The following is a 21,145-nucleotide window of genomic DNA, read 5'->3' as shown; positions in this document are numbered from 1 at the left end:
TAGGAACTGCACGGCGACATTACAAGCCGTCAGGCGGCGGATCGGACGGCAGATTCTCAGGTGTGCCGGTTTCCGCGATGCTGCGAGGGTCATCTCCATAGATGCCTTTGCCTGTCCGCCTTGCCGTCTCGCCGGCGTCGGCAAGCGCTGATCCGCTGTCTGCCTCTGCCCAGCCATTTTCAACGAGCCACTGCGAAATGTCCTGCGTGCCGATCCTGCAGGCGGCGGTGACCGTGCCGGTCCACTCGGCGCTGTCGAGATCGCAGCGCACAGTTCTGAGGCGCAGAAACAGCCGCACATTGGTTTTTGCCAGCATCCCGCATGGCCACTCCCGGCCTTTGCTGTCGGTACATGTCTTGTCCGCCGGTGTGGGATTGATGTCGGCAAGCTGCAGGCGGCGGTCGCCAAACGCGAGGACGCCGGCGCTTTCCGCGACCGGGCGAACGAGGTTCACGCCCTTGTCTTCGGGAATTTTTGCCGGTTGCTCTGGCTCCGCTGCCGCGACGCGCTCAAGCGGCTTGCCGTCGATGGCTGCTGGGTAGAATTGGCTGGCGTCGTCGACAGGCCGCGCATGCATGCTGGCTTCGGGATTTGTGATCCATTGAGCAACGGGGGCGGCGGGCGGCGCAGTGAGTGCCGTCGGCGCGGCCGTCTTCTCCGGATCAATGGCCGTACGGAGCCGCTGTCCACCGGCCGCGATCAGGCCCGCGACAATTCCGATCCCTGCAACAGCTGTGAGAATTGCCGCGGGAGGCATGGAATATCTTCCTACTGGCTGGCCCAGATGATGCGGGCGATCCAATCCACATCGGAAAGTTCGATCGTCCGGTTCGGATGCTCGGGGTTGAGCGACATCAATTCGATCGATCGAGGGCTCTGACGCAACAGCAACTTGGCCATCACTTCGCCCTCGCGTGTCTTGACGACGACGCGGTCGTTGCGGCGAACCTGCGCGCCCGGCTCGACGATCAGCACGTCGCCGTCGCGGTAGAGCGGCATCATGCTTTCGCCCTGGACTTCAAGCGCATAGACGCCTGCTTTCTGGGATGGTGCCGCGGGAAACTCCACGACGTCCCAGCCTTGCCCGGCCGGAAAGCCGCCGTCATCGAAGAAGCCGCCGGCGCCTGCCTGCGCAAAGCCGAGCAGCGGGATCGAGCTGCCCTGCGGCGGGAAGGTGCCATCCGGAAGGCTGGAAAAGCTGCCTGTCGGGCGCATGAAGGTCAGAAATTGCTCCATGCTGGCGCCCGTTGCATCCAGCACCTTGGCAATCGATTCCGTCGACGGCCAGCGCAATCGCCCATCGGCAGACAGTCGCTTGGACTTGTTGAAGGAGGTCGGATCGAGCCCCGCGCGTCGGGCAAGGCCCGATGGGGTCAGGTCATGCCGTTCGGCAAGCCTGTCGATCGCTCCCCAGATCTGCTCGTGTGACAGCATGTCGCCTGATTCCTGAGCGCGTGCGCCATCCTTCAACGGCAAAATATTAACCGCAAGCCCAGCGGGAGTAAAGAGAAGAAAGGAATAAAATCCTGTCTCGGTCTCAGGCGACCATGGCCATGTTGATCTTGCCGAGTTGGATCACCGCTTGCGTGCGGCTATCAACATTGAGCTTGAGCAGGATGGCCGAGACATGCGCCTTGATCGTCGCCTCCGAAACGCCGAGCTCATAGGCGATCTGCTTGTTGAGGAGGCCTTCCGCCAGCATCGTCAGCACGCGGCTCTGTTGCGGTGTCAGCGTATGCAACCGGTGGATCAGGTCGGCGACGTCAGGGTCCTGTTCCTGCCCGTCACCGTAGCTCTCCGGTGTGGCGATATCGCCGGCGAGAACGGTCTGGATGCCGCGGCGAATGTCCTCGATCCCCGAGGATTTGGAGATGAAACCGGATGCGCCGAGTTCCAGTGCGCGGCGGATCGTGGTCGTGTCGTCGGTTGCGGAGATGATGACGATCGGCAGTCCGGCAAATTCGGAGCGCAGCGCCATCAGGCCGGAGAAGCCGCTGACGCCAGGCATCGACAGATCGAGCAGCATCAGGTCCGCTTCAGGGTGCTTCCCAGCGGCTATCCGTGCAGCGGCAAAATCGCCGGCTTCGACGATCTCAGGATGGCCTTCCATGCCGATCACCGCCTGGCGAAGCGCATCCCGGAAAAGCGGATGGTCGTCGGCGATGATGATTGTTTGTTCCTGCATCGATGGCTCCCTCCCAAGAGATCGATCGCCGCGTCATGCCTCGTGCTCCCACGATACATGCCGCCATTCTGATATGACTATACCAAATCATGTCTTTTGCGGAAGGGCGTTACGCTCCTCTTCGCTTTGGAATTCCTTGACTATCCCCATGAAGCTGCGCATCCAGCGCTCCATGATGCCGATCGAGCGGTCGATTTCCGCGTCTGAGGGCAGGGCCTTATTGACGATGCTTTTGTTCTCCAGCGCCGTGACGCGGGCCGAAAGCCGGTCAAGCTCCTGTTCATAAGCGGCGCGCTCATCGGCAGCCATTCGGCAGACGAGAGTGCCGTCCTTCTCCTCGCAGAGTGACATGGCGCCGGTCTGTCGGTCGAGGCGTACGAAGTGCTCGCCGCTGCGCTCCAGTTGGAAGCGGGACGTTTCGGCTTCGGTCGCGTGGACGCCGAGCGGCAGAAGAAGCGCGAAAAGGCCGAGTGCGATATGTCTCATGGTTTCCTCCGGAAATTTCGGTGGCCGCCGCATTTTTTACGGCGAGGCGTGGACATCGCCGTCGCTTTGCGGCAAAGCCCGGGAAAGACCAGCCAATCTGAGGCCATCATGACCCTGACACCCACGCTTTACAAGATCGTGACGGAAACGCTCTGGCAGGAGGCGAGGGCAGCCGGCATCTTCCGGGGCGCCGCGATCGACCTCACGGACGGCTATATCCACTTCTCGACGGCCGCCCAGGTCAGGCAGACGGCGGCACTCTATTTCGTCGGCCAGACGGGACTTCTGCTCGTGGCCGTCGATGGCAGAGAGTTGGGCGACAAGCTCGTTTTCGAACCTTCACGCGGCGGCGATCTCTTCCCGCATCTCTATGCAGATCTGCCGCTCTCAGCCGTTCTATGGGAAAAGCCGCTGCCGCTCGATGCCGCCGGCCAGCATATCTTTCCGGACCTTCAGCCATGATCGATCTCTTCAAGCAAGCAGCCCGCAAGGGTCTCTTCCTTTTGGATCCGGAGACCGCGCACGGCATGTCAATTGCCGCGTTGAAGGCAGGTGCCGTTCCAGCCTGCCGGATCGCCCCCGATCCGCGCCTGCGCCAGAGCGTTGCCGGGCTGGATTTCGCCAACCCGATTGGTATGGCCGCCGGCTATGACAAGAATGCCGAGGTGCCGGAAGCGCTGCTGAAGATCGGCTTCGGCTTTACCGAGATCGGCACCGTGACGCCGAAGCCACAGCCCGGCAATCCGCGCCCGCGCATCTTCCGGCTGGTCGAGGATGAAGCAGTCATCAATCGCCTCGGCTTCAACAACGAAGGCCACGACGCAGCCTTCGCGCGCCTGTCGGCCATCCGCGGCAACGGTATGATCGGCGTCAACATAGGCGCCAACAAGGACAGCGAGGACCGCATCGGCGACTATGTCCTCGGTATCCGCCGTTTCTATTCTGTTGCGCGCTATTTTACCGCCAACATTTCCTCGCCGAACACGCCGGGCCTGCGCGATCTGCAGGCGCGCGAAAGCCTTGCCGCGCTGCTGTCGGCGGTGCTTGCCGCCCGCGATGCCGAAGCAGAAAAGGCAGGCAGAAAGATCCCGGTCTTCCTGAAGATTGCTCCCGACCTTACGGCCGAGGGCCTGGACGACATCGCCACAGAGGCGCTGTCGCACGCGCTGGACGGTCTGATCGTTTCGAACACCACGCTTTCCCGCGACGGCCTTAGGGATCAGCGTCAGGCGAAGGAAGCAGGTGGGCTTTCCGGCAAGCCGCTGTTCGACAAATCGACCGTCGTTCTGGCAAAGATGCGCAAGCGCGTCGGCCCGGCTCTGCCGATCATCGGCGTCGGCGGCGTCTCATCGGCCGAAACGGCGCTCGAAAAGATCAAGGCCGGTGCCGATCTCGTGCAGCTCTATTCCTGCATGGTTTACGAAGGGCCGGGCCTGCCGGGCACCATCGTTCGCGGTCTCTCGAAACTGCTCGATCGCGAGCAGGTGAGATCGATCCGCGATCTCAGGGATGCGAGGACGGATTACTGGGCGGCGCGGAACGTTTGATCGGCCCGGGGCCGGACGAGCATCGCCAGGAAGACACCGCGAAACAGCAGGAAGCCGTTCATCGCCAGCCATAGGCCGTGGTTGCTAAACAGCGGCACGAAGACAGCCAGGGCCATGAGATAGCCGGCAAACGACATCAGCATCCGGTTGCGCATGTCGGTCGACCATGTGGCGCCGATGAACACGCCATCCATCAGGAAGGCCAGCGCACCGGTGAGCCCGGTGACAGCGGCCCAGGGCAGGTAGGTTTCGGCCGCCTGCTGCACCTCCGGCGATGTGGTCAGCACGGAGATCAGCCAGGGACCGGCCAGCAGGAAGAACACCGAGATTATACCGGCAAGCCCGAAGGACCAGAGCGCCGTCAGCTTCAGGCCGCGGTCGAAGGCCGGCCGGTAGCGCGCGCCGATCGCTCGCCCGGTGATCTGTTCGGCCGCGTTGGCAAGCCCGTCGAGATAGTATCCGGAGAGCAAAAAGAAGTTCATGAGTACGGCGTTGGCAGCAAGCGTCACCGCCCCGAAGCTCGTGCCGATCCTTGTCATGACAGTGAAAGCGGCAAGCAGCACAAAAGTGCGGATCAGGATGTCGCGGTTCAGCGCGAAGAGTTCGGCCAACCGTTGCCGCGAGAAGATTTCCGCACGCGTCGGCCGGTCCGTGCGATCCAAGCCGCTGAGGACGATCAACAGGCCCACGACGGCACCGGCCGTCTCGCCGACCATCGTGCCCCAGGCGACGCCCGCCACGCCCCAGTCGAGCCAGAGACCAAGGAAGATCGCCAGCACGATGTTGATGCCGTTGATGATGGTCTGCAGCAGAAGACCGACGCTGCCCTGGCCGCGGCCGAGCACGAAGCCGAGGATCGCATAATTGGCGAGTGCCGCCGGCCCGGCAAGGATGCGGATGGAGAAATAGGTGCTTGTCGCGGCGGCGACGGCGCTCTCCGGTCCCATCAGTTTCAGCCCGGCTGCGAGAAGCAGCGGCGAAAGACAGAGAAGCCCCACGCCGCAGCCGAGCGCCGAGATCAGCGCTCGCCAGAAAACGCCTTGTTGAGCATGCCGGTCACGCCTGCCGAAGGCCTGCGCCGTCAGACCGGTAGTAGAGGCACGCAGAAAGTTGAAGCTGCCGAGAATCAGGTCGAAGAGCATGGCGCCGATCGCCAGCCCCGCCAGAGCGTCCGGCTGGCCCATGTGCCCAACGACGCCGGTGCCGACGAGGCCGAGCAGCGGCGTGGTGATGAAGCCGAGCGTCATTGGGATCGCGATCGACAGCACCAGCCGGTGCGTCACGTCGAATGCCAGCCTGTTCTCGTGACCGTGCGTATCCATGTCTGCCTCTGAGAGGCGAGGCAGAATCGCCTCAGCCGGAAAGCACCATGGCCCAGTAGGGGACGTTTCTGGAAGCGGAATTGTGCGCCACTGCAACGCCCAAGCCATTATAGCGACCGAGCATGTTTTCCAAGTGGTGCGGAGAGTTGATCCAGGCGGTTACGACTGATGGCACCGATTGCTGCCCGGCTGCGATGTTTTCCGCGGCCGGCATCTGCACGCCGCTTGCCTTGACGCGCGGTGCGAAGCCGTCGCCGATGCCCATCACGTGTTTCATCCTGCCGGCAGACGCCATGCGCTTTGCCTGAAACATCGCCGCATCCTTAGCCGCGGAATCTGCCGAAAGCGGCGGCAAGCCGCTCTTGGCGCGCAACTGGTTGACGAGCGGCAATGCGTCCGCCGTCTCGTCCTGGCCGTCTGATGGGTTGGAGGATAGCTGGGGCGCGGTGGTACAGCTCGCAACACCGGCAACCAATACGAGGCCGGACATGTGCAGCAGGCCGCGCCGTGAGAGAATGAGAGAGGTCATGTTACCGCCGATAGCTGAAGAGACGGATGAGAAGGAAGACGGGAATTACAACTGTTGCGCCGAGCAGCAGATAGTCGCCAACGCGTCCAAGAGCGGAGAAGCCGCGATGCCAGACTTCCAGAACGAAATTGCGCAAGCCATAGATGAAGTCGAGCGGCGCCCAGCCGAACACGGCCATGATGAAGCCGACGATCAGCGATACGACCAAAAGCTTGACCAATGTACGGCCGACGGAATCGCCGAGAAACTTGTTCACCTGATCGGACATGCGCCATCTCCTGTTTATCCCTGAAATACGGGCGCGAATCGTCGCTCGCAAGCCTTTTTCAGATCTGGCGCCTCCGCCTTTGAAATAGGACTTGAGTTTTTTTGTGGCCGCCGCCAAATGCGGACCGATCCCAACAGGTCTTCACCATGCAGCCCAACCAGCTCACTTCAGGCGACGTCATCGCCGATCGCCGCGCCGATTACGCCAAGATGCTCGACGAAAGCGGCGAGCCGGATGCGGCCGCCGAATTGATGGAGCAGGCGCTGGAGCTTGCGCCGCGCTGGGCGGCCGGCTGGTATCGGCTCGCGGGTTACCGTGAGAAGGCTGGCGACAAGGTCGGCGCGATCGAAGCCTATCGGCAGACCTTGGAGGTCAGTCCGGACGATATCTTCGGCGCCGAACTCAAGCTCGCTTTGTTTGGCGATGTCGAGACGCCGGACCAGCCGCCGAGCAGCTATGTCGAGCGGCTGTTCGACGACTATGCGGATCGTTTCGAGACCTCGCTCGTGGAAAAACTGGATTATAGCGTCCCGGCCAAGCTTGCGGCACTCGTTGCCACAACCGGCAGGCAGTATAAGCTCGCCGTTGATCTCGGTTGCGGCACTGGCTTGCTGGGACCGGAGATCCGCGATCGCGTTGCGCGTCTCGAGGGCTTCGACCTGTCGCAGAACATGCTTGCCAAGGCGGCCGACAAGCATGTCTACGATCACCTGGCACAGGCCGACCTGTCGCTGGTGTCGGAGGCGACGGGTCTCTTTGCCGAAAGCGCGATGCATCGTGCCGACCTCGTCACTGCGGCGGATGTGCTGATGTACCTCGGCAATCTCGAGAGCGTGTTCAAGGTTGTTTCAGCGCTTGTTGTACCGGGCGCCGATTTCGCTTTTTCGGTCGAGGATGCCGCCGGGAGAGATGGCTTCCATCTCGCGCCGTCGCTGCGCTACGCCCATTCCGAAAGCTACGTCCGCGCCCTCTGCGCCCGCTATGGTCTTGATGTCAGCGCCGTCAGCAAGACGGCCATTCGCAAAGATGGCGCAAACGTTATTTCAGGCATTCTGTTCCTTACGCGCAAGGCGGCATAGCGGAACGATTCTTGCGAAGTGATTATAGGTCAGCATTGCTTACGTATTTCACTTGATTGCAGTGCAAAATCGCCTGATAATCCTACGCAATTCGCCGCAGCACGGGGGCGCTCGCAAGAGCCCGAAAACGCCCGGCATCATTCATTATCACTTTTGTCCCGCTCTGATCTCTCCAAGTGCGCTGGACTCGTTTGCCGTTTGGGGATCACGATGGCACAACTTTTCAATGCTCTCGGCTTCTGGAACACCAGCGCCACCCGCCATACCCTCATCGAAGATGTTCAAGGCATTTTCTCAGGCAGCCTCATTGCGGCGCTCGGGCTCTATATGCTGGCCAGCGCGGGTCTGCTGACCGGCAGCACGGCCGGCATCGCGTTCCTGCTCCACTATGCCTTCGGGGTAAACTTCGGCCTCGCCTTCTTCCTGCTCAACCTGCCGTTCTTCTATCTGTCCTGGACACGCCTCGGTATGGCCTTCACGGTAAAGACCTTCATTGCCATCGGCCTGACATCCCTCATGACCAGCCTGCAGCCGAAGGTCATGGCCATTTCCGCCATCCACCCGGCCTGGGCAGCCCTTCTCGGTGGTCTTTTGCTGGGGTTCGGCCTTCTGGCGCTCTATCGCCACCGCGCCAGTCTCGGTGGCGTCGGCATTCTCGGCATCTACGTGCAGGAGCGCTTCGGCATCCGCGCCGGCCTCGTACAGATGGCGATCGACCTCTGCGTGCTGGCCGCTGCTTTCTTCGTCGCCACCCCGCCCGTGGTCTTCTATTCGGTTCTCGGCGCGGTGGTGCTGAACCTTTTCGTGGCGATCAACCACCGCGCCGATCGCTATATCGCGCTCTAAACACGCTCCATCTCCCCGTCGGACGGGAAGAGGGGAAACGCGATTGTCATGCAGCCTGTGCTGGCTTGTCGATCGGGTGCTGCGAGCGGAAGCCGACGGCTAGCCGGTTCCACACATTGATCGTGCCGATTGCGAGCGTGATCTTGGTGATCTCTTCTTCGGTGAAGTGGGTCTTCAGGGCTTCGAAGTCGGCGTCCGGTGCCCCGGTTTCGGCGATGCGAGTAACGGCGTCGACCCAGCCGAGGAGGGCGCGTTCCTTGGCGTCATAGACCGGCGATTCCCGCCACACGCACATCAGGTTGATCCACTGTTCGCTCAGCCCGTCGTGCCGGGATTCCTTCACATGCATGTCGACGCAGTAGGCGCAGCCGTTGATCTGCGAGGCGCGCAGCTTGATCAGATGGATGAAACGGCGCTCGAGGCCGGATGTCTGAACATACTGCTCGAGGGCGGCAACGGCCTTGTAAGCGTCCGGCGAAGCCTTTGCGAAATTGAAACGTGCTTGCATGCTCATTCTCCTTTTGGGTTGGGCGGCTCAGCGAGCCGCTCTGCGTTCATTCATTTCAAGGAAGGCGCAGCCGCGGGCGGCAATGCCGCCGTCGTCATCAGCAGCGAGCTGCGCCATGATGTCGGCGATGCTGGTCTTGGCGAGTTCGGCGCGGTAGACGCGCTCGGCCCTCAGCATCGCCGCGCTGATCTGGCATGGCTTCGTGAAGTAGCGCGCCGGCAACTGGTTCGGTCCGCGCTGGCGGATCTCGCTGCAACGGAACGCCGGCTCCGGCCCTTCGACCGCGAGGACGATATCGAGGAGGCTGATCTCTTCCGTCGGCTTCGCCAGCCTGTATCCGCCTTTCGGCCCGGGAACCGTGCTCACGATGCCGGCACCCGAAAGCGCCTGCAGGTGCTTCAGAAGATAGCTCGTCGAGACGCCATGGAATTCCGCCAGCGCGGCGGCTGAAAGCACGCCGCCTTTTGACAGACCGGCCAGCATCGCGACGCTGTGTATCGCCTGCTCGACGCCATCACCCAGTTTCATCGCACCATCCCCTCAATTCGTGGATAAAAAGTATCCATGATTATCAGTGATGTCAAGCAGGCATATGCGAGGGATCGAATAGAAAGGGCGTTGCACACGTCTGGGGTTGTGAAGCGGCAAGGATTCGCTAAAGTCGAAGTTGTTGGGCAAAAACAATTCCAATAAGGGAACAGCAATGAGAAAGACGATTTTCCTGACGGCCGCTGCCTGGCTTGCAGCGACGCACATCGCATCTGCCGAGGATACGATCCGCATCGCAACGGAGGGCGCCTATCCTCCCTTCAACTACGTCGAATCCGACGGCAGCCTGAAGGGTCTCGACGTCGACATGGCCAATGCGCTCTGCGAGGAGATGAAGGCCAAGTGCACGATCGTCGCGCAGGATTGGGACGGCATCATCCCCGGGCTTCTGGCCAAGAAGTATGATGCCATCATCGCGTCGATGAGCATTACTGATGAGCGCAAGAAGCAGATCGACTTCACGAACAAGTACTACACGACGCCGCTCGCGGTCGCCGTGCCGAAGGACAGCGCGCTGAAGGGCGTCAGCGTCCAGGACATGAAGGGCAAGGTCGTCGGTGCGCAGGGGTCGACCACGCAGGCCGACTACGCCAACGACGTCTACGCCAAGGGCGGCGCCGAGGCGAAGATGTACCCGACGCAGGATGAAGCCGTGGCCGACCTGCAGAACGGCCGCATGGATGCGCTGATCTCCGACAAGTTCGTGGTGGTCGACTGGCTGAACAAGGCCGGCAAGGATTGCTGCAAGCTGCTCGGCGACGTGCCGGGCACGGAAACGCAGGCCGGTATCGGCATCCGCCAGGGCGAGACCGAGCTGAAGGAGCGCTTCAACAAGGCGATCGACGCGCTCGTCGCCAGCGGCAAGTACAAGGAAATCACCAAGAAGTACTTCCCCTTCGATATCTACTGATCGCTTGCCGATCCAATCGCGCGGAGGCCGCAAGCCTCCGCGCCCTTTGACCAAGTCCATCCGATGAAAACAGATATCCTCGTTCTCGGTGCCGGCATCGTCGGCGTCAGTGCGGCCATTCATTTGCAGGATCGCGGCCGCTCCGTCGTGCTTGCCGATCGCGGCGAGCCGGGCGGCGGCACCAGCTACGGCAATGCCGGGCTTATCGAGCGCTCCTCCGTCGTTCCCTATGCCTTCCCGCGGCAGCTCGGCGCGATTGCCAAGTATGCGCTGAACGGCTCATCGGACGTCCGTTACGATCCCGCCTTCCTGCCGCGCATAGCCGCATGGCTGGCACGCTACTGGTGGCATTCCTCGCCGACCAATCTAGAGAAGGCGACACGGGCGCTTCTGCCGTTGATCGAGGCCAGCGTTTCCGAGCACGACAAGCTGATTGGCCGTGCCGGCGCTTCAGATCTCATCCGCGAACGCGGCTGGGTGTCGTTCTTCAAGAGTCCTCGCCGCTTCGAGGCTGCTCGTGCGGAGGCCGAAAGCCTCTCCGCACATGGTTTGACGATCCGCATTCTTGATGGAAGCGAGTTTCTGGCGCTGGAGCCTGCCTTCGCCGCGAACAGCACTCGCATCGCCGGCGGCGTGCACTGGCTTGATCCGAAGACGGTGACCGACCCGCAAGCGCTGACGGCGGCCTATGCGAACCTCTTTACGACGGCCGGCGGCAAGATGGTCCGCGCGGATGCCTCCGCACTGCGGGAAGAGAAGAATGGCTGGTCGATCACCACGGCCGAAGGCGAGATCATCGAAGCTGGCGAGGTTGTCGTCGCCCTCGGCCCGCAATCCGGCCTGATCTTCCGCAAGCTCGGCTATCCCTTGCCGCTGGCGGTCAAGCGCGGCTACCACCGCCACTATGCGCAGCGCGAAGGCCAGCCGCTCGGCCACTCCGTCGTCGACGAGGAGGCCGGCTACGTGCTGGCGCCGATGGCGCGCGGCATCCGGCTGACGACAGGCATCGAATTCGCTGCGCCCGATGCGCCGCCAAATACCATCCAGCTAAGCCGCGACGAGGCTCATGCGCGCGCGCTGTTCCCGCTCGGCGAGCCGGTAGAGGCGACGCCTTGGCTCGGCCTGCGCCCCTGCCTGCCTGACATGCGGCCGGTGATCGGTCCGGCGCCACGCCATCGCGGCCTTTGGTTCAATTTCGGCCACGCCCATCACGGCTTGACGCTCGGCCCCGCCAGCGGCCGACTGCTGGCAGAGCAAATGGCAGGCAACGACACCTTCGCCGATCCCAAGCCCTTCCATCCGCATCGCTTCCTCTAGATCAGGATGATCTTGGGATGATCTGGTCTGAGATCTGAATCCTGATTTGCTTCAAAGACATAGAGCGGGTATTTCGGCCGCAAACCACTTACACTTTTCGACATCCTGCTCTAGATCCGCCATTCTATTTCGGCGGTCGGTGCACTACCTTTAGCGCCGTGGACCAGATCGATTCCGAAGCCCGCGCTGCCCTGCCTCCGCCTTTCACCCGCTGGTTCGCGGACAAGGGATGGTGCCCGCGTGCCCATCAGCTGGAATTGCTGTCCCGCGCCGAGGCCGGGGGAAGCACGCTACTGATCGCGCCAACCGGTGCCGGCAAGACGCTTGCCGGCTTCCTCCCCTCGCTGACCGACCTGACCCGCCGGGGCAGGATCCCGCCCGGTTCCGCCTTCACCGGCGTTCACACGCTCTACATCTCTCCGCTCAAGGCGCTTGCCGTCGATATCGAGCGGAACCTGATGAAGCCGGTAGGGGAGATGGGGCTGCCGGTGACGGTCGAGAACCGCACCGGCGACACACCTGTTGCCAAGCGCCAGCGCCAGAAACTGAACCCGCCCGATATTCTTCTGACGACGCCGGAGCAAGTGGCCTTGCTGCTTGCCAATCGCGAGGCGGAGCGCTTCTTCAAGGACCTGAAATATGTCATCTTCGACGAGCTGCACTCGCTCGTCACGTCCAAGCGCGGCCACATGCTCTCGCTTGGCCTTGCCCGCCTGCGCCGGCTTGCACCCGCTCTGCAGACGATCGGCCTTTCGGCCACGGTCTCCGAGCCGATGGACCTGCAGAAATGGCTGGTCGCGCAGCGGGAAGGCAAGGACCGTCACGCCGGATTGGTGATCGTCGAAGGCGGCGCCAAGCCCGACATTTCAATTCTTTCCACCGAAGAGCACATCCCCTGGTCGGGCCATTCGGCGAAATACGCGATCCCCGATGTCTACCGGCAGCTTCTCGAACACCGCACGACACTGCTCTTCGTCAACACCCGGTCGCAGGCCGAAATGCTGTTTCAGGAGCTCTGGACGGTGAACGAGGAGAACCTGCCGATCGCACTGCATCACGGTTCCCTCGATGTCGCCCAGCGGCGAAGGGTGGAAGCGGCGATGGCGGCCAACCGGCTGCGCGCCGTCGTCGCCACCTCCACGCTCGACCTCGGCATCGACTGGGGCGATGTCGACCTCGTCGTCCATGTCGGCGCGCCGAAGGGCGCCTCGCGGCTTGCCCAGCGCATCGGCCGCGCCAACCACCGCATGGACGAGCCCTCGAAGGCGATCCTCGTTCCCGCCAATCGCTTCGAGGTGATGGAGTGCCAGGCCGCGCTCGACGCGAACTATATCGGCGCGCAGGACACGCCGCCGGTCGGCAAGGGCGCGCTTGACGCACTCGCGCAGCATGTGCTCGGCATGGCCTGCGCCGAGCCGTTCGACATGCTGGAACTCTACGATGAGATCAAGAGCGCTTCGCCATACGCCGATCTTTCCTGGGAGACCTTCGAGCGCGTGGTCGATTTCGTCGCGACTGGCGGCTATGCGCTGCGCACCTATGAGCGCTATGCCCGCATCCGCAAGACGAAGGAAGGCCGCTGGCGTGTTTCCAATCCGCAGGTCGCCCAGCAATACCGGCTGAACCTCGGCACGATCGTCGAAAGCCCGATGCTCAATCTGCGCATGGTCAAGCGTGGCGAAGGCGGTAGGCTCGGCCGCGGCGGCGCGACGCTGGGCAAGGTCGAGGAATACTTCCTCGAGCAGCTCTCGCCCGGCGACACCTTCATCTTCGCCGGCAAGGTGCTCCGCTTCGAGGGCATCCGCGAGAACGAGGCGCTCGCCTCGCAGGCCTTCTCGATGGATCCGAAGATCCCGTCCTATGCCGGCGGCAAGTTTCCGCTTTCCACCTATCTGGCGGACCAGGTGCGCTCGATGATCGCCGACCCGGACCGTTGGCGCCGCCTGCCGGACCAGGTGCGCGACTGGCTGGCGATCCAGCAGGAAAAGTCGATACTGCCGAAGCGCGACGAGTTGCTGATCGAGACGTTCCCGCGCGGCAGCCGATGCTACATGGTCATCTACCCCTTCGAGGGGCGGCTGGCGCACCAGACGCTCGGCATGCTGCTGACGCGGCGGCTCGAGCGGGCCGGCGCCAAGCCTCTCGGCTTCGTTGCAACCGACTATTCGCTCGGCATATGGGGCTTCGAGGATATGGGGGTGATGATCCGCAACGGCCGGCTCAGCCTCGGCGACCTCTTCGACGAAGACATGCTGGGCGACGATCTTGAGAGCTGGCTCGCCGAATCTTTCCTCTTGAAGCGCACCTTCCGCAATTGCGCCGTGATTGCAGGCTTGATCGAGCGCCGTCACCCGGGAAAGGAAAAGACCGGACGGCAGGTGACGGTCTCGGCCGATCTGATCTACGATGTGCTGAGAACCCACGAGCCGGATCACATTCTGCTGCAGGCGACGCGGTATGATGCGGCGAGCGGCCTTTTGGATATTTCTCGGCTTGGCGATATGCTGAGGCGAATCAAGGGCCACATCACGCATCGTGCGCTCGACCATATCTCGCCGCTGGCGGTGCCCGTCATGCTGGAGATCGGCAAGGAACCGGTGCATGGCGAGGCGCACGACGCGGTTCTGGCGGAAGCCGCCGACGACCTGATCGCTGAGGCACTGGGATCCTCCTCCGCTTGAGGAGAAGCATGAGCTGCTTGTGTTGGATCCTCGGGTCAAGCCCGAGGATCCAACACAAGCAATCAAACATAAGGACGAGTGGGCGACGCCGAGAAGCGCCGCCCACACACTGGAAAGATACGAGACGTGATGAACCGCCTGGCGCTCGCGTGCGAACTGAACGGACTGGCAGCGCTACCGGGCGTCGAGACATCCGTGCATGGCGTTGCTGCGGTTTGTGATCCGCTCGGCGCGCTCTATATGCCCGATGCTGGCATCCTCGTCGTTTCCGACCTGCACCTCGAGAAGGGCGCGGCCTTTGCCCGTCGCGGGATGCTGCTTCCGCCCTATGACACGCTGGCGACGCTGACGGTTCTCTCTGCCGTCATCAGCCGCTACGATCCGAAGCTGGTCGTGTCGCTCGGCGACAATTTCCACGACCGCGTCGGCTCGGCGCATCTGCCCCAGGCGTTCCGCAGCCTGATATCAAAAATGGCGCGCGGCCGCGAATGGATTTGGATCAACGGCAACCATGATCCCGACGGCACCGTCGATTTGCCGGGCACGTCCGCCGATGAAATGCATTACGGCGGCCTCACCTTCCGCCACGAGCCGAAAAGCGGGCTTCAGAACGGCGAGATCGCCGGACACCTGCATCCCGCCGCGACCGTCCGGCGCCGCGAGAAATCGGTCCGCCGCCCGTGTTTCGCCACCGACGGTGCCCGCTTGCTGATGCCCGCCTTCGGCATCATGACCGGCGGCCTCGACCTTCGCCACAAGGCGATGAAAGGGCTGTTCGATCAGACCTCGCTGATTGCCCACCTTCTCGGCCGCGACCGGATCTACTCCGTCAGGTTTGGCAACCTCGTGGGGTGAGCCCCTAGGCGGCACGGGTCGCTCCAACCATCGTCGCTTTAGTCACCGAAATAGTAGAGGGGCTGGCGCGTCAGTTCGCCTTGGCCGACATGGCCATAGACATCTTTTCCCAGGATCCAGAACGAAATGGCCTGGGTTTTCATGGAGAAAATATAGTCGCCTGAGATCCAGTGCTCTGCCTTGTTGCCGGAGAGCGGATAAAGATATTCGCCAACCTCATACATGACGGCCCGATGCGAGCTGTAATCGTATAAGTAGCGCTCCGCCGCCATTTATTCTCCCGATTCTATTTCGGAAAGAATCCCATGGCGGCGAAAGCATTGTCAAACAATACTGCCGCTGTATGCCGATCACCCCAATTTTGTTTCGGTCCTTGGCGTTGTATATCGTTTTTACTAGGTTTTTCGTTTCCTTCGAAGCGATCAATTGCACTCCTGCAATTGTCGCTGATACGTGGCCGCCATGTTGGCAAAGCGTTGCGCCGTCTTCTGCAGTTGCGCATTCGAGCGCCAGTCGCCGCGCATGTAGCCTTTCGGGCCGGAATAATAGGCGAGGTACAGGCCGTAGGCATCGTTCTGAGGGATGCCGGTCACCTGGCTGTTTTGCGAGTGATACCAGCCGATGAAGTCAATCGCGTCGGCGAAGTTGGTGCGGCGGGCAGCCCAGCTTCCTGTAGCCGATTGATAGTGGTCCCATGTGCCGTCAAGTGCTTGCGAATAGCCGTAGGCCGTCGATGGCCGTGTCCATGGAATGAAGCCGAACAGCTTGGTGCGCGGCGGTCGCGCATATGGCTGGAAGCCGGATTCGGTATACATCGTCGCCATCAGGATCGGAACCGGAACACCATATTTACGCTCCGTCTTTTCTGCTGCGCGCTGCCAGCTCGTGAACATCCCGTCGCGCTGCTCGAAGACGGCGCAGATGTTTCGGGTCTGTCGGGGAGCCGTGGCGCAGCCGGCTACAAGTGCCAGCAGCACGAGGGCGGGGAGGGCACGGATACGCATTACAGGGAACCTCTCGTTACCGAGAGATTACTAACTCGTAAATATTAACGAGGGGTTTTTAGTCGAATGTGAGTTGCGTGCCAGCGCGTGTCGTGTCTTTTCCGCGGGGCGAGCGCTCCCCGTTGCGCTTGGCCGCAGGGCATTTATTCTAAGAGTGCCAGCGGTTCGTGGGGTATTGAATGTCGGCACTGCCTTTCTCGAAGATCTCTTCGTCGTTCAATGCGCTGCTGACTGCGATTGGGCTTCTGGCGGTGGCCGTGCTCACGACGCCCGATCTCGCTGCAGAGAGCAGGCTCGGGGTCGAAGCCGCGCTCGCTGCAATCTGGGTCGTCTATGTCCTGCAACTGAGCGGCACGCTTTTTGCGCGGCGTCGCAGTCGCGTATCGGGTGGGAACGCCGCCCTCGTGATCGACCTGCTTGCTGTTTTCGTCCCCATGGCGGCCTTCCTATTCGTCGCCTCGCGCGATCGAAGCCTGTATTGCGCCATCTGGCTTCTCAAGCCGCTGCGGGATTCGACCTTCTTCAGGCTAATGGCAAAGGTGGTTGCAAACGAGTCCCGCAATCTGCTTGGCGTGACGTCGGTCTTCGGCATCGTTCTCTTCGGCGCGGCGCTGGCCGGATATGTCATAGAGCGCGATGTCCAGCCGGATAGGTTCGGCAGCATTCCGCAGGCGATGTGGTGGGCGGTCGTGACGCTGTCGACGACCGGCTATGGCGACGAGATCCCGCAAAGCCTGGCAGGCCGGATATTGGCTGGATTGGTGATGATGAGCGGCATCGGTATTTTTGCGCTTTGGGCCGGCATCCTCGCCACTGGTTTCTACGAAGAGGTCCGTCGCCAGGACTTCGTTCGCAACTGGCAGCTGGTCGCGGCGGTACCCCTGTTTAAGAAGCTTGGTTCGGCAGCGCTGATCGAAATCGTGCGGGCGCTGCGGCCGCGTATCGTGCCCGCGGGTGCAGTGATCTGCCGCAAGGGCGATGTTGGCGATCAGATGTTCTTCATCGTCGAGGGGCGGGTAAGCGTGGCGACACCCGACCATCCGGTGGAACTTTGTGCCGGAAGCTTTTTCGGCGAGATGGCATTGATCAGTGGCGAACCGCGCTCAGCGACGGTCAGCGCTGCAACCGAAGTGTCGCTGCTGTCGCTCTATGCCGTGGACTTTCAGATGCTGTCGAGCAGCAGTCCGGAGATTGCCGAGACCATCCGCAAGACGGCACTCGAGCGACGAGGCGAGCTGCCGAAGGAATGATCAAGCCTGGTATGGCTGCGGAATTGCCGCAGCCATCGACGGTCACGCCCTGACCGGTTCATAGCGCAGGATCACCGCGCCCCTCTTGGTCGTCGTGCTATCGAGCAGTTTCAGTGGAAGCTGCTGGCTGGCCGGCTTGAAATGCGGATTGCCGCCGCCGAGGATAACGGGGACAAGGCAGATGCGGATCTCATCCACCAGCCCCTCCTTCAGGAGCGAATCCGCGAGCTTGGCACTGCCGAAGATGAAGATCGTCTTGCCCGCTTCACTCTTCAGCTTCTTCAGTTCTGCGACAGGGTCGCTGACGACGCGCGTGTTGTTCCAGTCGGCCGCCGTCATCGTCCTCGATACGGCAATCTTGGCGATGCCGTTCATGTATGCCTTGATTTTCTCCTCGCTATCGGCTGTCGGCCAATAGGCGGCCATACCTTCATATGTCTTGCGGCCGAAGACGAGCAGGTCGCCTTCCTCGCCAAACTGCTCGGCATAGCGCTCCAGCTCCGGACCCCAGGCAAGATTGTGGAAGTCGATATCCCACGGTTTCGTGCCTTCGAAATAGCCATCAAGCGTCATCAGATTCCAAACGATAAGCTTTCTCATCTCTCGTCCTCCTCGAAACTGGTTGCGATTAACAATCGGTTGAAAGCTAGATTGACTGATGGCAAAATGCAAGCAGTTTTTGGGAGAACCTTATGGACGATGCTCACCGCTCCGGCTGCCCGATCAATCTGACGCTGGAGGTGCTCGGCGATCGCTGGAGCCTGATCGTCATCCGCGACATCATGTTCGGCAGTCGGCGCCACTTCCGCGAGCTGCTGCAGAATTCGGAGGAGCGGATTGCCTCGAACATTCTGGCCGACCGCCTGCGCCGCTTGGTCGACAGGGGATTGCTGACGCGTGCGGACGATCCGACGCACAAGCAAAAGGCAATCTACAGTCTGACTGAAATGGCGATCCAGCTGGTGCCGATCTTCGCCCATATGGGGGCCTGGGGCCGCAGATATCTTCCGGTTTCAGAGGAGCTCTCCATTCGCGCCGAGCTTCTGGAGACCGGAGGTGAAAAGCTCTGGGAGGAATTCATGGACGAGTTGCGCGCCAAACATCTCGGCAAGAAGTTGCCTCCGGAAACGCCGTCCGTACTCGCACGCCTGACCCAAGCCTATCTCGATCTTGTCGCCCGAAAGGCGAAATCGGCCTGATCAGTCCTTGCGAAACACCACGCTGGCACCCCAGCCTGTGATGAGCGCGAGGAAGACGGAGAGCAGGCCATAGGCGATCGGCTGCGCATGCGCCGCGTCCGTAATCATCTGCTCGATCCCTGTCTTGATAACGCGCAGCGGAACCGACTTCTCGGTGAGGAAGCTGCCACTCTTGAAGAGATAGGCGCGTACGGTATGCACGCCGTTCGGAATATTTGCCGGCAACCGCAGGCTTGCCTTGAAAAGGCTGGAGCTGACGAAACGCACGCCGCTTGGATCGCGATCGTAGAGGCCGCCGCTTTCCTGCAGCCGGCGAAAGGCTTGCCGGAATTCGCCGAGATTGCTGGCATTGCCGACGAAGCCGACCGGCGTCAGCGGAATGTGATCGATGCCGATCCCCCTGTCCGTGAGGTCAAGCGGCGTGGTGATGTCGTCAAGCATGCGCGAGCTCGACATCGAATAGGAGTGCGGCACCGCTTCGAAGGTCATCGACCGCGTATTGACCCAGATGCCGAACACCCGCTCCTTCCGGCGCACGGTCGCGTCTTCGCGCGGGCCCTCAAGAACGACGACCACATCATACTGGCCGATCGCCAAAAGCAGGCTGTCGGTGTTGGTCACGGCTCCAAAGATCGTCAGGTCTGCGCCGCGAAAATCCGAAGTGATGGCGATTTCGCTGGTGGACGTGCCGATTTCAAGCCCTTCGGCGGTCGCCTGCGTGGCTTGGCCCGGGAGCAGCATTTGCGCGGTCGCGATAGCAGGCAGCGTCGTGGCGCAAAATAGCAGAGCGGCGAGGAAGCGGTGCATCAATTCGCTCCCATGACCACGGAGTAGACATCCGCTGGCGTTACGACCAGCGCAACGGCAAGGCGGAGGCCGACGGCGAGCACGAGAAGCCCGAGCAGCGCACGCAGCTGCTCGCCACGCAGCTTTTGTCCAACGCGCACGCCATACTGGGCGCCGATCACGCCGGCAATCATCAGGATAAAGGCGAGCACGATATCGACCGAGAAGTTGGTGGCGGCCTGCACGACCGTCGTATAGGCGGTCACGAAAATGATCTGGAACAGCGACGTACCGACGACCACATTGGTCGGGATGCGCAGGAGATAGATCATCGCCGGCACCATGATGAAGCCGCCGCCGACGCCCATGACCGACGTCAGGATGCCGATGCCGAAGCCGAGCGTGACGACAGGGATCACGCTCAGAAAGATCTTCGATTTCTTGAACCGCATCTTGAGGGGCAGCTTGTGCACCCAATGGTGATGGCCGGGGCGTCGCGGCGTTGGTGGCACGTTCTTTGCCGCGCGACGCATGGCATTGACGCTCTCGAGCAGCATGAGCCCGCCGACCGTGCCGAGGAAGATGACGTAGAGCAGCGAGATGATGAGATCGAGCTGGCCGATCTGTCTGAGCAGCGAAAAGATCCAGATGCCGACGGTCGCGCCGGAGAGGCCGCCAACGAGTAGCACGGTTCCAAGCTTCACATCGAGCGTTCCACGCCGGAAGTGTGTGATGGCGCCCGAGATGGAGGAGGCGACGACCTGGTTGGCGCCGGTGGCGACGGCAACGACCGGCGGAATGTTATAGAAGATCAGGAGCGGCGTGATCAGGAAGCCGCCGCCGACACCGAACATTCCGGAGAGAAAGCCGACGGCCGCCCCCATACCGAGAATGATGAAGATGTTCACCGACAATTCTGCGATAGGCAGATAGATTGTCACAGCAGACCCCGATCTATGAACTGCCCCCACAGGCAGGCGTTCTTACATCCCGTTCGAATGGCGCATCATACGGTGAAATCGTTGCCAGAGGATTTCGATACGCGACGTGCAATCCGCCCGATAGCGTGATCACTCTCGAATATTCAGGCTTTTTTTGGGTTTTATGGCAGACCGTTAGAGGGCGAGCCTCACAGGATCCATCGTTATGCTCGAGCCGTCGCGGTTGAATGCGACGCACCCGCCGACTAGGGTCGACACGGCATGATCTGGGGGATTCGCGTGAAGGCAGGATTGGTTCGTTGCTTGTTGGCTGCTTGGGTCCTGCAGCCCTTTGCGGCAAAGGCGGAATGGCAGCCGGTTGAACAGGTGCAGACCTATGCGGTGACCGGCAGCTCCGGCGCAGCGCTCTACGATTCGATCGGCGAGCACGCTCCCGAGCTTGGCGGCAGTCGCGCGGTGGCGCATACGACGTTCAAGCTGACCTGGACGAGAAAATACGAGCGCCGTGGCGATGCCTGCGTCCTGGCGGTGGCGCGGCCGAAGCTGATCATCACCTATACGCTGCCGAAGCCCACCACAAAACTTCCTATGGCCACTCAGGCAAGCTGGGCCACCTTCGTTGCCGGCATCGAAACGCATGAGCGGGTGCATGGGGACTACATCAAGGAAATGGTCAGGGATATCGAGGCGATGAGCGTCGGGCTGTCCGCCGACGATGACCCCGACTGCCGCAAGATCCGGGTCGAGCTGACGAAGCGGCTCGGTGAACTCTCCGCGCTGCAGCGACAGCGCGGCCGCGACTTCGACAAGGCCGAGATGAGCGAGGGCGGCAATATCCGCCGCCTCATCTTGCAACTCGTGAACGGCCCCTGAGTTGGGGCGT

The 21,145-nt window shown here is 61.8% G+C and carries 25 protein-coding genes; 11 read left to right on the top strand and 14 right to left on the bottom strand.

From position 1 onward, the window contains the following. Positions 1–19: 19 nt before the first annotated feature. The 4 genes from FHX09_RS14645 to FHX09_RS14630 form a co-directional block, all read right to left on the bottom strand. Positions 20–757, bottom strand: a complete 738-nt coding sequence (locus FHX09_RS14645) for a thermonuclease family protein (protein WP_184450273.1) — start codon at positions 755–757, stop codon at positions 20–22. Between the two features lie 11 nt (positions 758–768). Next, positions 769–1,434: a helix-turn-helix transcriptional regulator gene (locus FHX09_RS14640; RefSeq protein ID WP_007796274.1), complete on the bottom strand. Its 666-nt coding sequence runs from the start codon at positions 1,432–1,434 to the stop codon at positions 769–771. Positions 1,435–1,537: 103 nt separating this feature from the next. Beyond that, positions 1,538–2,185, bottom strand: coding sequence for a response regulator transcription factor (locus tag FHX09_RS14635; protein ID WP_184450271.1), 648 nt, complete (start codon positions 2,183–2,185; stop codon positions 1,538–1,540). 87 nt (positions 2,186–2,272) lie between these two features. Continuing rightward, positions 2,273–2,671, bottom strand: coding sequence for a hypothetical protein (locus FHX09_RS14630; RefSeq protein WP_007796280.1), 399 nt, complete (start codon positions 2,669–2,671; stop codon positions 2,273–2,275). A 108-nt stretch (positions 2,672–2,779) separates the two neighbouring features. On the opposite strand from FHX09_RS14630, the gene FHX09_RS14625 reads away from it, so the two are divergent. Both FHX09_RS14625 and FHX09_RS14620 read left to right on the top strand, forming a co-directional pair. Further along, positions 2,780–3,133, top strand: a complete 354-nt coding sequence (locus tag FHX09_RS14625; protein WP_132592527.1) for a DUF952 domain-containing protein — start codon at positions 2,780–2,782, stop codon at positions 3,131–3,133. After that, on the top strand, positions 3,130–4,218 hold the full coding sequence (locus tag FHX09_RS14620) for a quinone-dependent dihydroorotate dehydrogenase (protein ID WP_007796286.1): 1,089 nt from the start codon (positions 3,130–3,132) through the stop codon (positions 4,216–4,218). Before FHX09_RS14625 ends, FHX09_RS14620 begins: the two co-directional genes overlap by 4 nt. Here FHX09_RS14620 and FHX09_RS14615 read toward each other — a convergent pair. The 3 genes from FHX09_RS14615 to FHX09_RS14605 are packed head-to-tail and all read right to left on the bottom strand — an operon-like array spanning position 4,194 to position 6,337. Beyond that, positions 4,194–5,540, bottom strand: coding sequence for an MATE family efflux transporter (locus FHX09_RS14615; RefSeq protein WP_184450269.1), 1,347 nt, complete (start codon positions 5,538–5,540; stop codon positions 4,194–4,196). The two genes, FHX09_RS14620 and FHX09_RS14615, sit on opposite strands and share 25 nt — an antisense overlap. A 31-nt stretch (positions 5,541–5,571) precedes the next feature. After that, a complete protein-coding gene (locus FHX09_RS14610; protein ID WP_132592523.1) occupies positions 5,572–6,069 on the bottom strand; it encodes a CAP domain-containing protein in 498 nt (165 codons plus the stop codon). A 1-nt stretch (position 6,070) separates the two neighbouring features. Further along, a complete protein-coding gene (locus tag FHX09_RS14605) occupies positions 6,071–6,337 on the bottom strand; it encodes a DUF6460 domain-containing protein (RefSeq protein ID WP_132592521.1) in 267 nt (88 codons plus the stop codon). 146 nt (positions 6,338–6,483) lie between these two features. Here FHX09_RS14605 and FHX09_RS14600 point away from each other — a divergent pair, with 146 nt between their 5' ends. Together FHX09_RS14600 and FHX09_RS14595 are read left to right on the top strand one after the other, a co-directional pair. Continuing rightward, a complete protein-coding gene (locus tag FHX09_RS14600) occupies positions 6,484–7,416 on the top strand; it encodes a methyltransferase (protein WP_132592519.1) in 933 nt (310 codons plus the stop codon). Positions 7,417–7,626: 210 nt separating this feature from the next. Further along, the gene (locus FHX09_RS14595; RefSeq protein ID WP_007796304.1) at positions 7,627–8,262 is read left to right on the top strand and encodes a YitT family protein; all 636 of its coding nucleotides are present in this window, start codon (positions 7,627–7,629) and stop codon (positions 8,260–8,262) included. A gap of 46 nt (positions 8,263–8,308) precedes the next feature. Here the strand turns inward: FHX09_RS14595 and FHX09_RS14590 are convergent, their stop codons facing one another. After that, on the bottom strand, positions 8,309–8,770 hold the full coding sequence (locus tag FHX09_RS14590) for a carboxymuconolactone decarboxylase family protein (RefSeq protein ID WP_007796307.1): 462 nt from the start codon (positions 8,768–8,770) through the stop codon (positions 8,309–8,311). A 27-nt stretch (positions 8,771–8,797) separates the two neighbouring features. Then, positions 8,798–9,298 carry an Rrf2 family transcriptional regulator gene (locus FHX09_RS14585; protein WP_132592517.1) on the bottom strand — a complete coding sequence of 167 codons (501 nt, stop codon included), beginning with the start codon at positions 9,296–9,298 and terminating at the stop codon, positions 8,798–8,800. 175 nt (positions 9,299–9,473) lie between these two features. Between FHX09_RS14585 and FHX09_RS14580 the strand changes: the two genes are divergently transcribed. The 4 genes from FHX09_RS14580 to pdeM all read left to right on the top strand — a co-directional run bounded on the left by FHX09_RS14580 (position 9,474) and on the right by pdeM (position 15,082). Next, on the top strand, positions 9,474–10,229 hold the full coding sequence (locus tag FHX09_RS14580; protein ID WP_132592515.1) for an ABC transporter substrate-binding protein: 756 nt from the start codon (positions 9,474–9,476) through the stop codon (positions 10,227–10,229). 63 nt (positions 10,230–10,292) lie between these two features. After that, positions 10,293–11,546, top strand: coding sequence for an FAD-binding oxidoreductase (locus tag FHX09_RS14575; protein ID WP_132592513.1), 1,254 nt, complete (start codon positions 10,293–10,295; stop codon positions 11,544–11,546). Positions 11,547–11,704: 158 nt separating this feature from the next. Next, on the top strand, positions 11,705–14,227 hold the full coding sequence (locus FHX09_RS14570) for a ligase-associated DNA damage response DEXH box helicase (protein ID WP_183718821.1): 2,523 nt from the start codon (positions 11,705–11,707) through the stop codon (positions 14,225–14,227). Positions 14,228–14,356: 129 nt separating this feature from the next. After that, positions 14,357–15,082, top strand: coding sequence for a ligase-associated DNA damage response endonuclease PdeM (gene pdeM, locus FHX09_RS14565; protein WP_007796324.1), 726 nt, complete (start codon positions 14,357–14,359; stop codon positions 15,080–15,082). Between the two features lie 38 nt (positions 15,083–15,120). Here the strand turns inward: pdeM and FHX09_RS14560 are convergent, their stop codons facing one another. Together FHX09_RS14560 and FHX09_RS14555 are read right to left on the bottom strand one after the other, a co-directional pair. Then, positions 15,121–15,354 carry a hypothetical protein gene (locus FHX09_RS14560; protein ID WP_132592509.1) on the bottom strand — a complete coding sequence of 78 codons (234 nt, stop codon included), beginning with the start codon at positions 15,352–15,354 and terminating at the stop codon, positions 15,121–15,123. 150 nt (positions 15,355–15,504) lie between these two features. Beyond that, positions 15,505–16,086, bottom strand: a complete 582-nt coding sequence (locus FHX09_RS14555; protein ID WP_007796329.1) for a transglycosylase SLT domain-containing protein — start codon at positions 16,084–16,086, stop codon at positions 15,505–15,507. 179 nt (positions 16,087–16,265) lie between these two features. Here FHX09_RS14555 and FHX09_RS14550 point away from each other — a divergent pair, with 179 nt between their 5' ends. Then, positions 16,266–17,336, top strand: a complete 1,071-nt coding sequence (locus FHX09_RS14550; protein ID WP_184450267.1) for a cyclic nucleotide-gated ion channel — start codon at positions 16,266–16,268, stop codon at positions 17,334–17,336. 42 nt (positions 17,337–17,378) lie between these two features. On the opposite strand, the gene FHX09_RS14545 is transcribed toward FHX09_RS14550, so the two are convergent. Further along, a complete protein-coding gene (locus FHX09_RS14545; protein WP_132592507.1) occupies positions 17,379–17,936 on the bottom strand; it encodes a dihydrofolate reductase family protein in 558 nt (185 codons plus the stop codon). A 92-nt stretch (positions 17,937–18,028) separates the two neighbouring features. Between FHX09_RS14545 and FHX09_RS14540 the strand changes: the two genes are divergently transcribed. After that, positions 18,029–18,535, top strand: coding sequence for a helix-turn-helix domain-containing protein (locus FHX09_RS14540; protein WP_007796335.1), 507 nt, complete (start codon positions 18,029–18,031; stop codon positions 18,533–18,535). Here the strand turns inward: FHX09_RS14540 and FHX09_RS14535 are convergent, their stop codons facing one another. Both FHX09_RS14535 and FHX09_RS14530 read right to left on the bottom strand, forming a co-directional pair. Then, positions 18,536–19,342 (bottom strand): TIGR02186 family protein, encoded by an 807-nt coding sequence (locus FHX09_RS14535; protein ID WP_007796338.1) that lies wholly within the window; start codon positions 19,340–19,342, stop codon positions 18,536–18,538. Then, the gene (locus tag FHX09_RS14530) at positions 19,342–20,262 is read right to left on the bottom strand and encodes a sulfite exporter TauE/SafE family protein (protein ID WP_007796342.1); all 921 of its coding nucleotides are present in this window, start codon (positions 20,260–20,262) and stop codon (positions 19,342–19,344) included. Before FHX09_RS14530 ends, FHX09_RS14535 begins: the two co-directional genes overlap by 1 nt. Before the next feature lie 261 nt (positions 20,263–20,523). Between FHX09_RS14530 and FHX09_RS14525 the strand changes: the two genes are divergently transcribed. Continuing rightward, positions 20,524–21,135: a DUF922 domain-containing protein gene (locus tag FHX09_RS14525; protein WP_184450265.1), complete on the top strand. Its 612-nt coding sequence runs from the start codon at positions 20,524–20,526 to the stop codon at positions 21,133–21,135. Positions 21,136–21,145: the final 10 nt, after the last annotated feature.

Origin of the sequence: Rhizobium sp. BK538 (assembly GCF_014197575.1) — a bacterium.
GTDB lineage: Bacteria > Pseudomonadota > Alphaproteobacteria > Rhizobiales > Rhizobiaceae > Rhizobium.
Note: the sequence above shows the minus strand (reverse complement) of the source record. Positions and strands in the feature narration are given on the sequence as shown.

Excerpts from the sequence above, each read along its gene's own strand:
- FHX09_RS14645 (WP_184450273.1), bottom strand. The coding sequence starts at position 757 with ATGCCTCCCGCGGCAATTCTCACAGCTGTTGCAGGGATCGGAATTGTC.
- FHX09_RS14640 (WP_007796274.1), bottom strand. The coding sequence starts at position 1,434 with ATGCTGTCACACGAGCAGATCTGGGGAGCGATCGACAGGCTTGCCGAA.
- FHX09_RS14635 (WP_184450271.1), bottom strand. The coding sequence starts at position 2,185 with ATGCAGGAACAAACAATCATCATCGCCGACGACCATCCGCTTTTCCGG.
- FHX09_RS14630 (WP_007796280.1), bottom strand. The coding sequence starts at position 2,671 with ATGAGACATATCGCACTCGGCCTTTTCGCGCTTCTTCTGCCGCTCGGC.
- FHX09_RS14625 (WP_132592527.1), top strand. The coding sequence starts at position 2,780 with ATGACCCTGACACCCACGCTTTACAAGATCGTGACGGAAACGCTCTGG.
- FHX09_RS14620 (WP_007796286.1), top strand. The coding sequence starts at position 3,130 with ATGATCGATCTCTTCAAGCAAGCAGCCCGCAAGGGTCTCTTCCTTTTG.
- FHX09_RS14615 (WP_184450269.1), bottom strand. The coding sequence starts at position 5,540 with ATGGATACGCACGGTCACGAGAACAGGCTGGCATTCGACGTGACGCAC.
- FHX09_RS14610 (WP_132592523.1), bottom strand. The coding sequence starts at position 6,069 with ATGACCTCTCTCATTCTCTCACGGCGCGGCCTGCTGCACATGTCCGGC.
- FHX09_RS14605 (WP_132592521.1), bottom strand. The coding sequence starts at position 6,337 with ATGTCCGATCAGGTGAACAAGTTTCTCGGCGATTCCGTCGGCCGTACA.
- FHX09_RS14600 (WP_132592519.1), top strand. The coding sequence starts at position 6,484 with ATGCAGCCCAACCAGCTCACTTCAGGCGACGTCATCGCCGATCGCCGC.
- FHX09_RS14595 (WP_007796304.1), top strand. The coding sequence starts at position 7,627 with ATGGCACAACTTTTCAATGCTCTCGGCTTCTGGAACACCAGCGCCACC.
- FHX09_RS14590 (WP_007796307.1), bottom strand. The coding sequence starts at position 8,770 with ATGCAAGCACGTTTCAATTTCGCAAAGGCTTCGCCGGACGCTTACAAG.
- FHX09_RS14585 (WP_132592517.1), bottom strand. The coding sequence starts at position 9,298 with ATGAAACTGGGTGATGGCGTCGAGCAGGCGATACACAGCGTCGCGATG.
- FHX09_RS14580 (WP_132592515.1), top strand. The coding sequence starts at position 9,474 with ATGAGAAAGACGATTTTCCTGACGGCCGCTGCCTGGCTTGCAGCGACG.
- FHX09_RS14575 (WP_132592513.1), top strand. The coding sequence starts at position 10,293 with ATGAAAACAGATATCCTCGTTCTCGGTGCCGGCATCGTCGGCGTCAGT.
- pdeM (WP_007796324.1), top strand. The coding sequence starts at position 14,357 with ATGAACCGCCTGGCGCTCGCGTGCGAACTGAACGGACTGGCAGCGCTA.
- FHX09_RS14560 (WP_132592509.1), bottom strand. The coding sequence starts at position 15,354 with ATGGCGGCGGAGCGCTACTTATACGATTACAGCTCGCATCGGGCCGTC.
- FHX09_RS14555 (WP_007796329.1), bottom strand. The coding sequence starts at position 16,086 with ATGCGTATCCGTGCCCTCCCCGCCCTCGTGCTGCTGGCACTTGTAGCC.
- FHX09_RS14550 (WP_184450267.1), top strand. The coding sequence starts at position 16,266 with ATGTCGGCACTGCCTTTCTCGAAGATCTCTTCGTCGTTCAATGCGCTG.
- FHX09_RS14545 (WP_132592507.1), bottom strand. The coding sequence starts at position 17,936 with ATGAGAAAGCTTATCGTTTGGAATCTGATGACGCTTGATGGCTATTTC.
- FHX09_RS14540 (WP_007796335.1), top strand. The coding sequence starts at position 18,029 with ATGGACGATGCTCACCGCTCCGGCTGCCCGATCAATCTGACGCTGGAG.
- FHX09_RS14535 (WP_007796338.1), bottom strand. The coding sequence starts at position 19,342 with ATGCACCGCTTCCTCGCCGCTCTGCTATTTTGCGCCACGACGCTGCCT.
- FHX09_RS14525 (WP_184450265.1), top strand. The coding sequence starts at position 20,524 with ATGATCTGGGGGATTCGCGTGAAGGCAGGATTGGTTCGTTGCTTGTTG.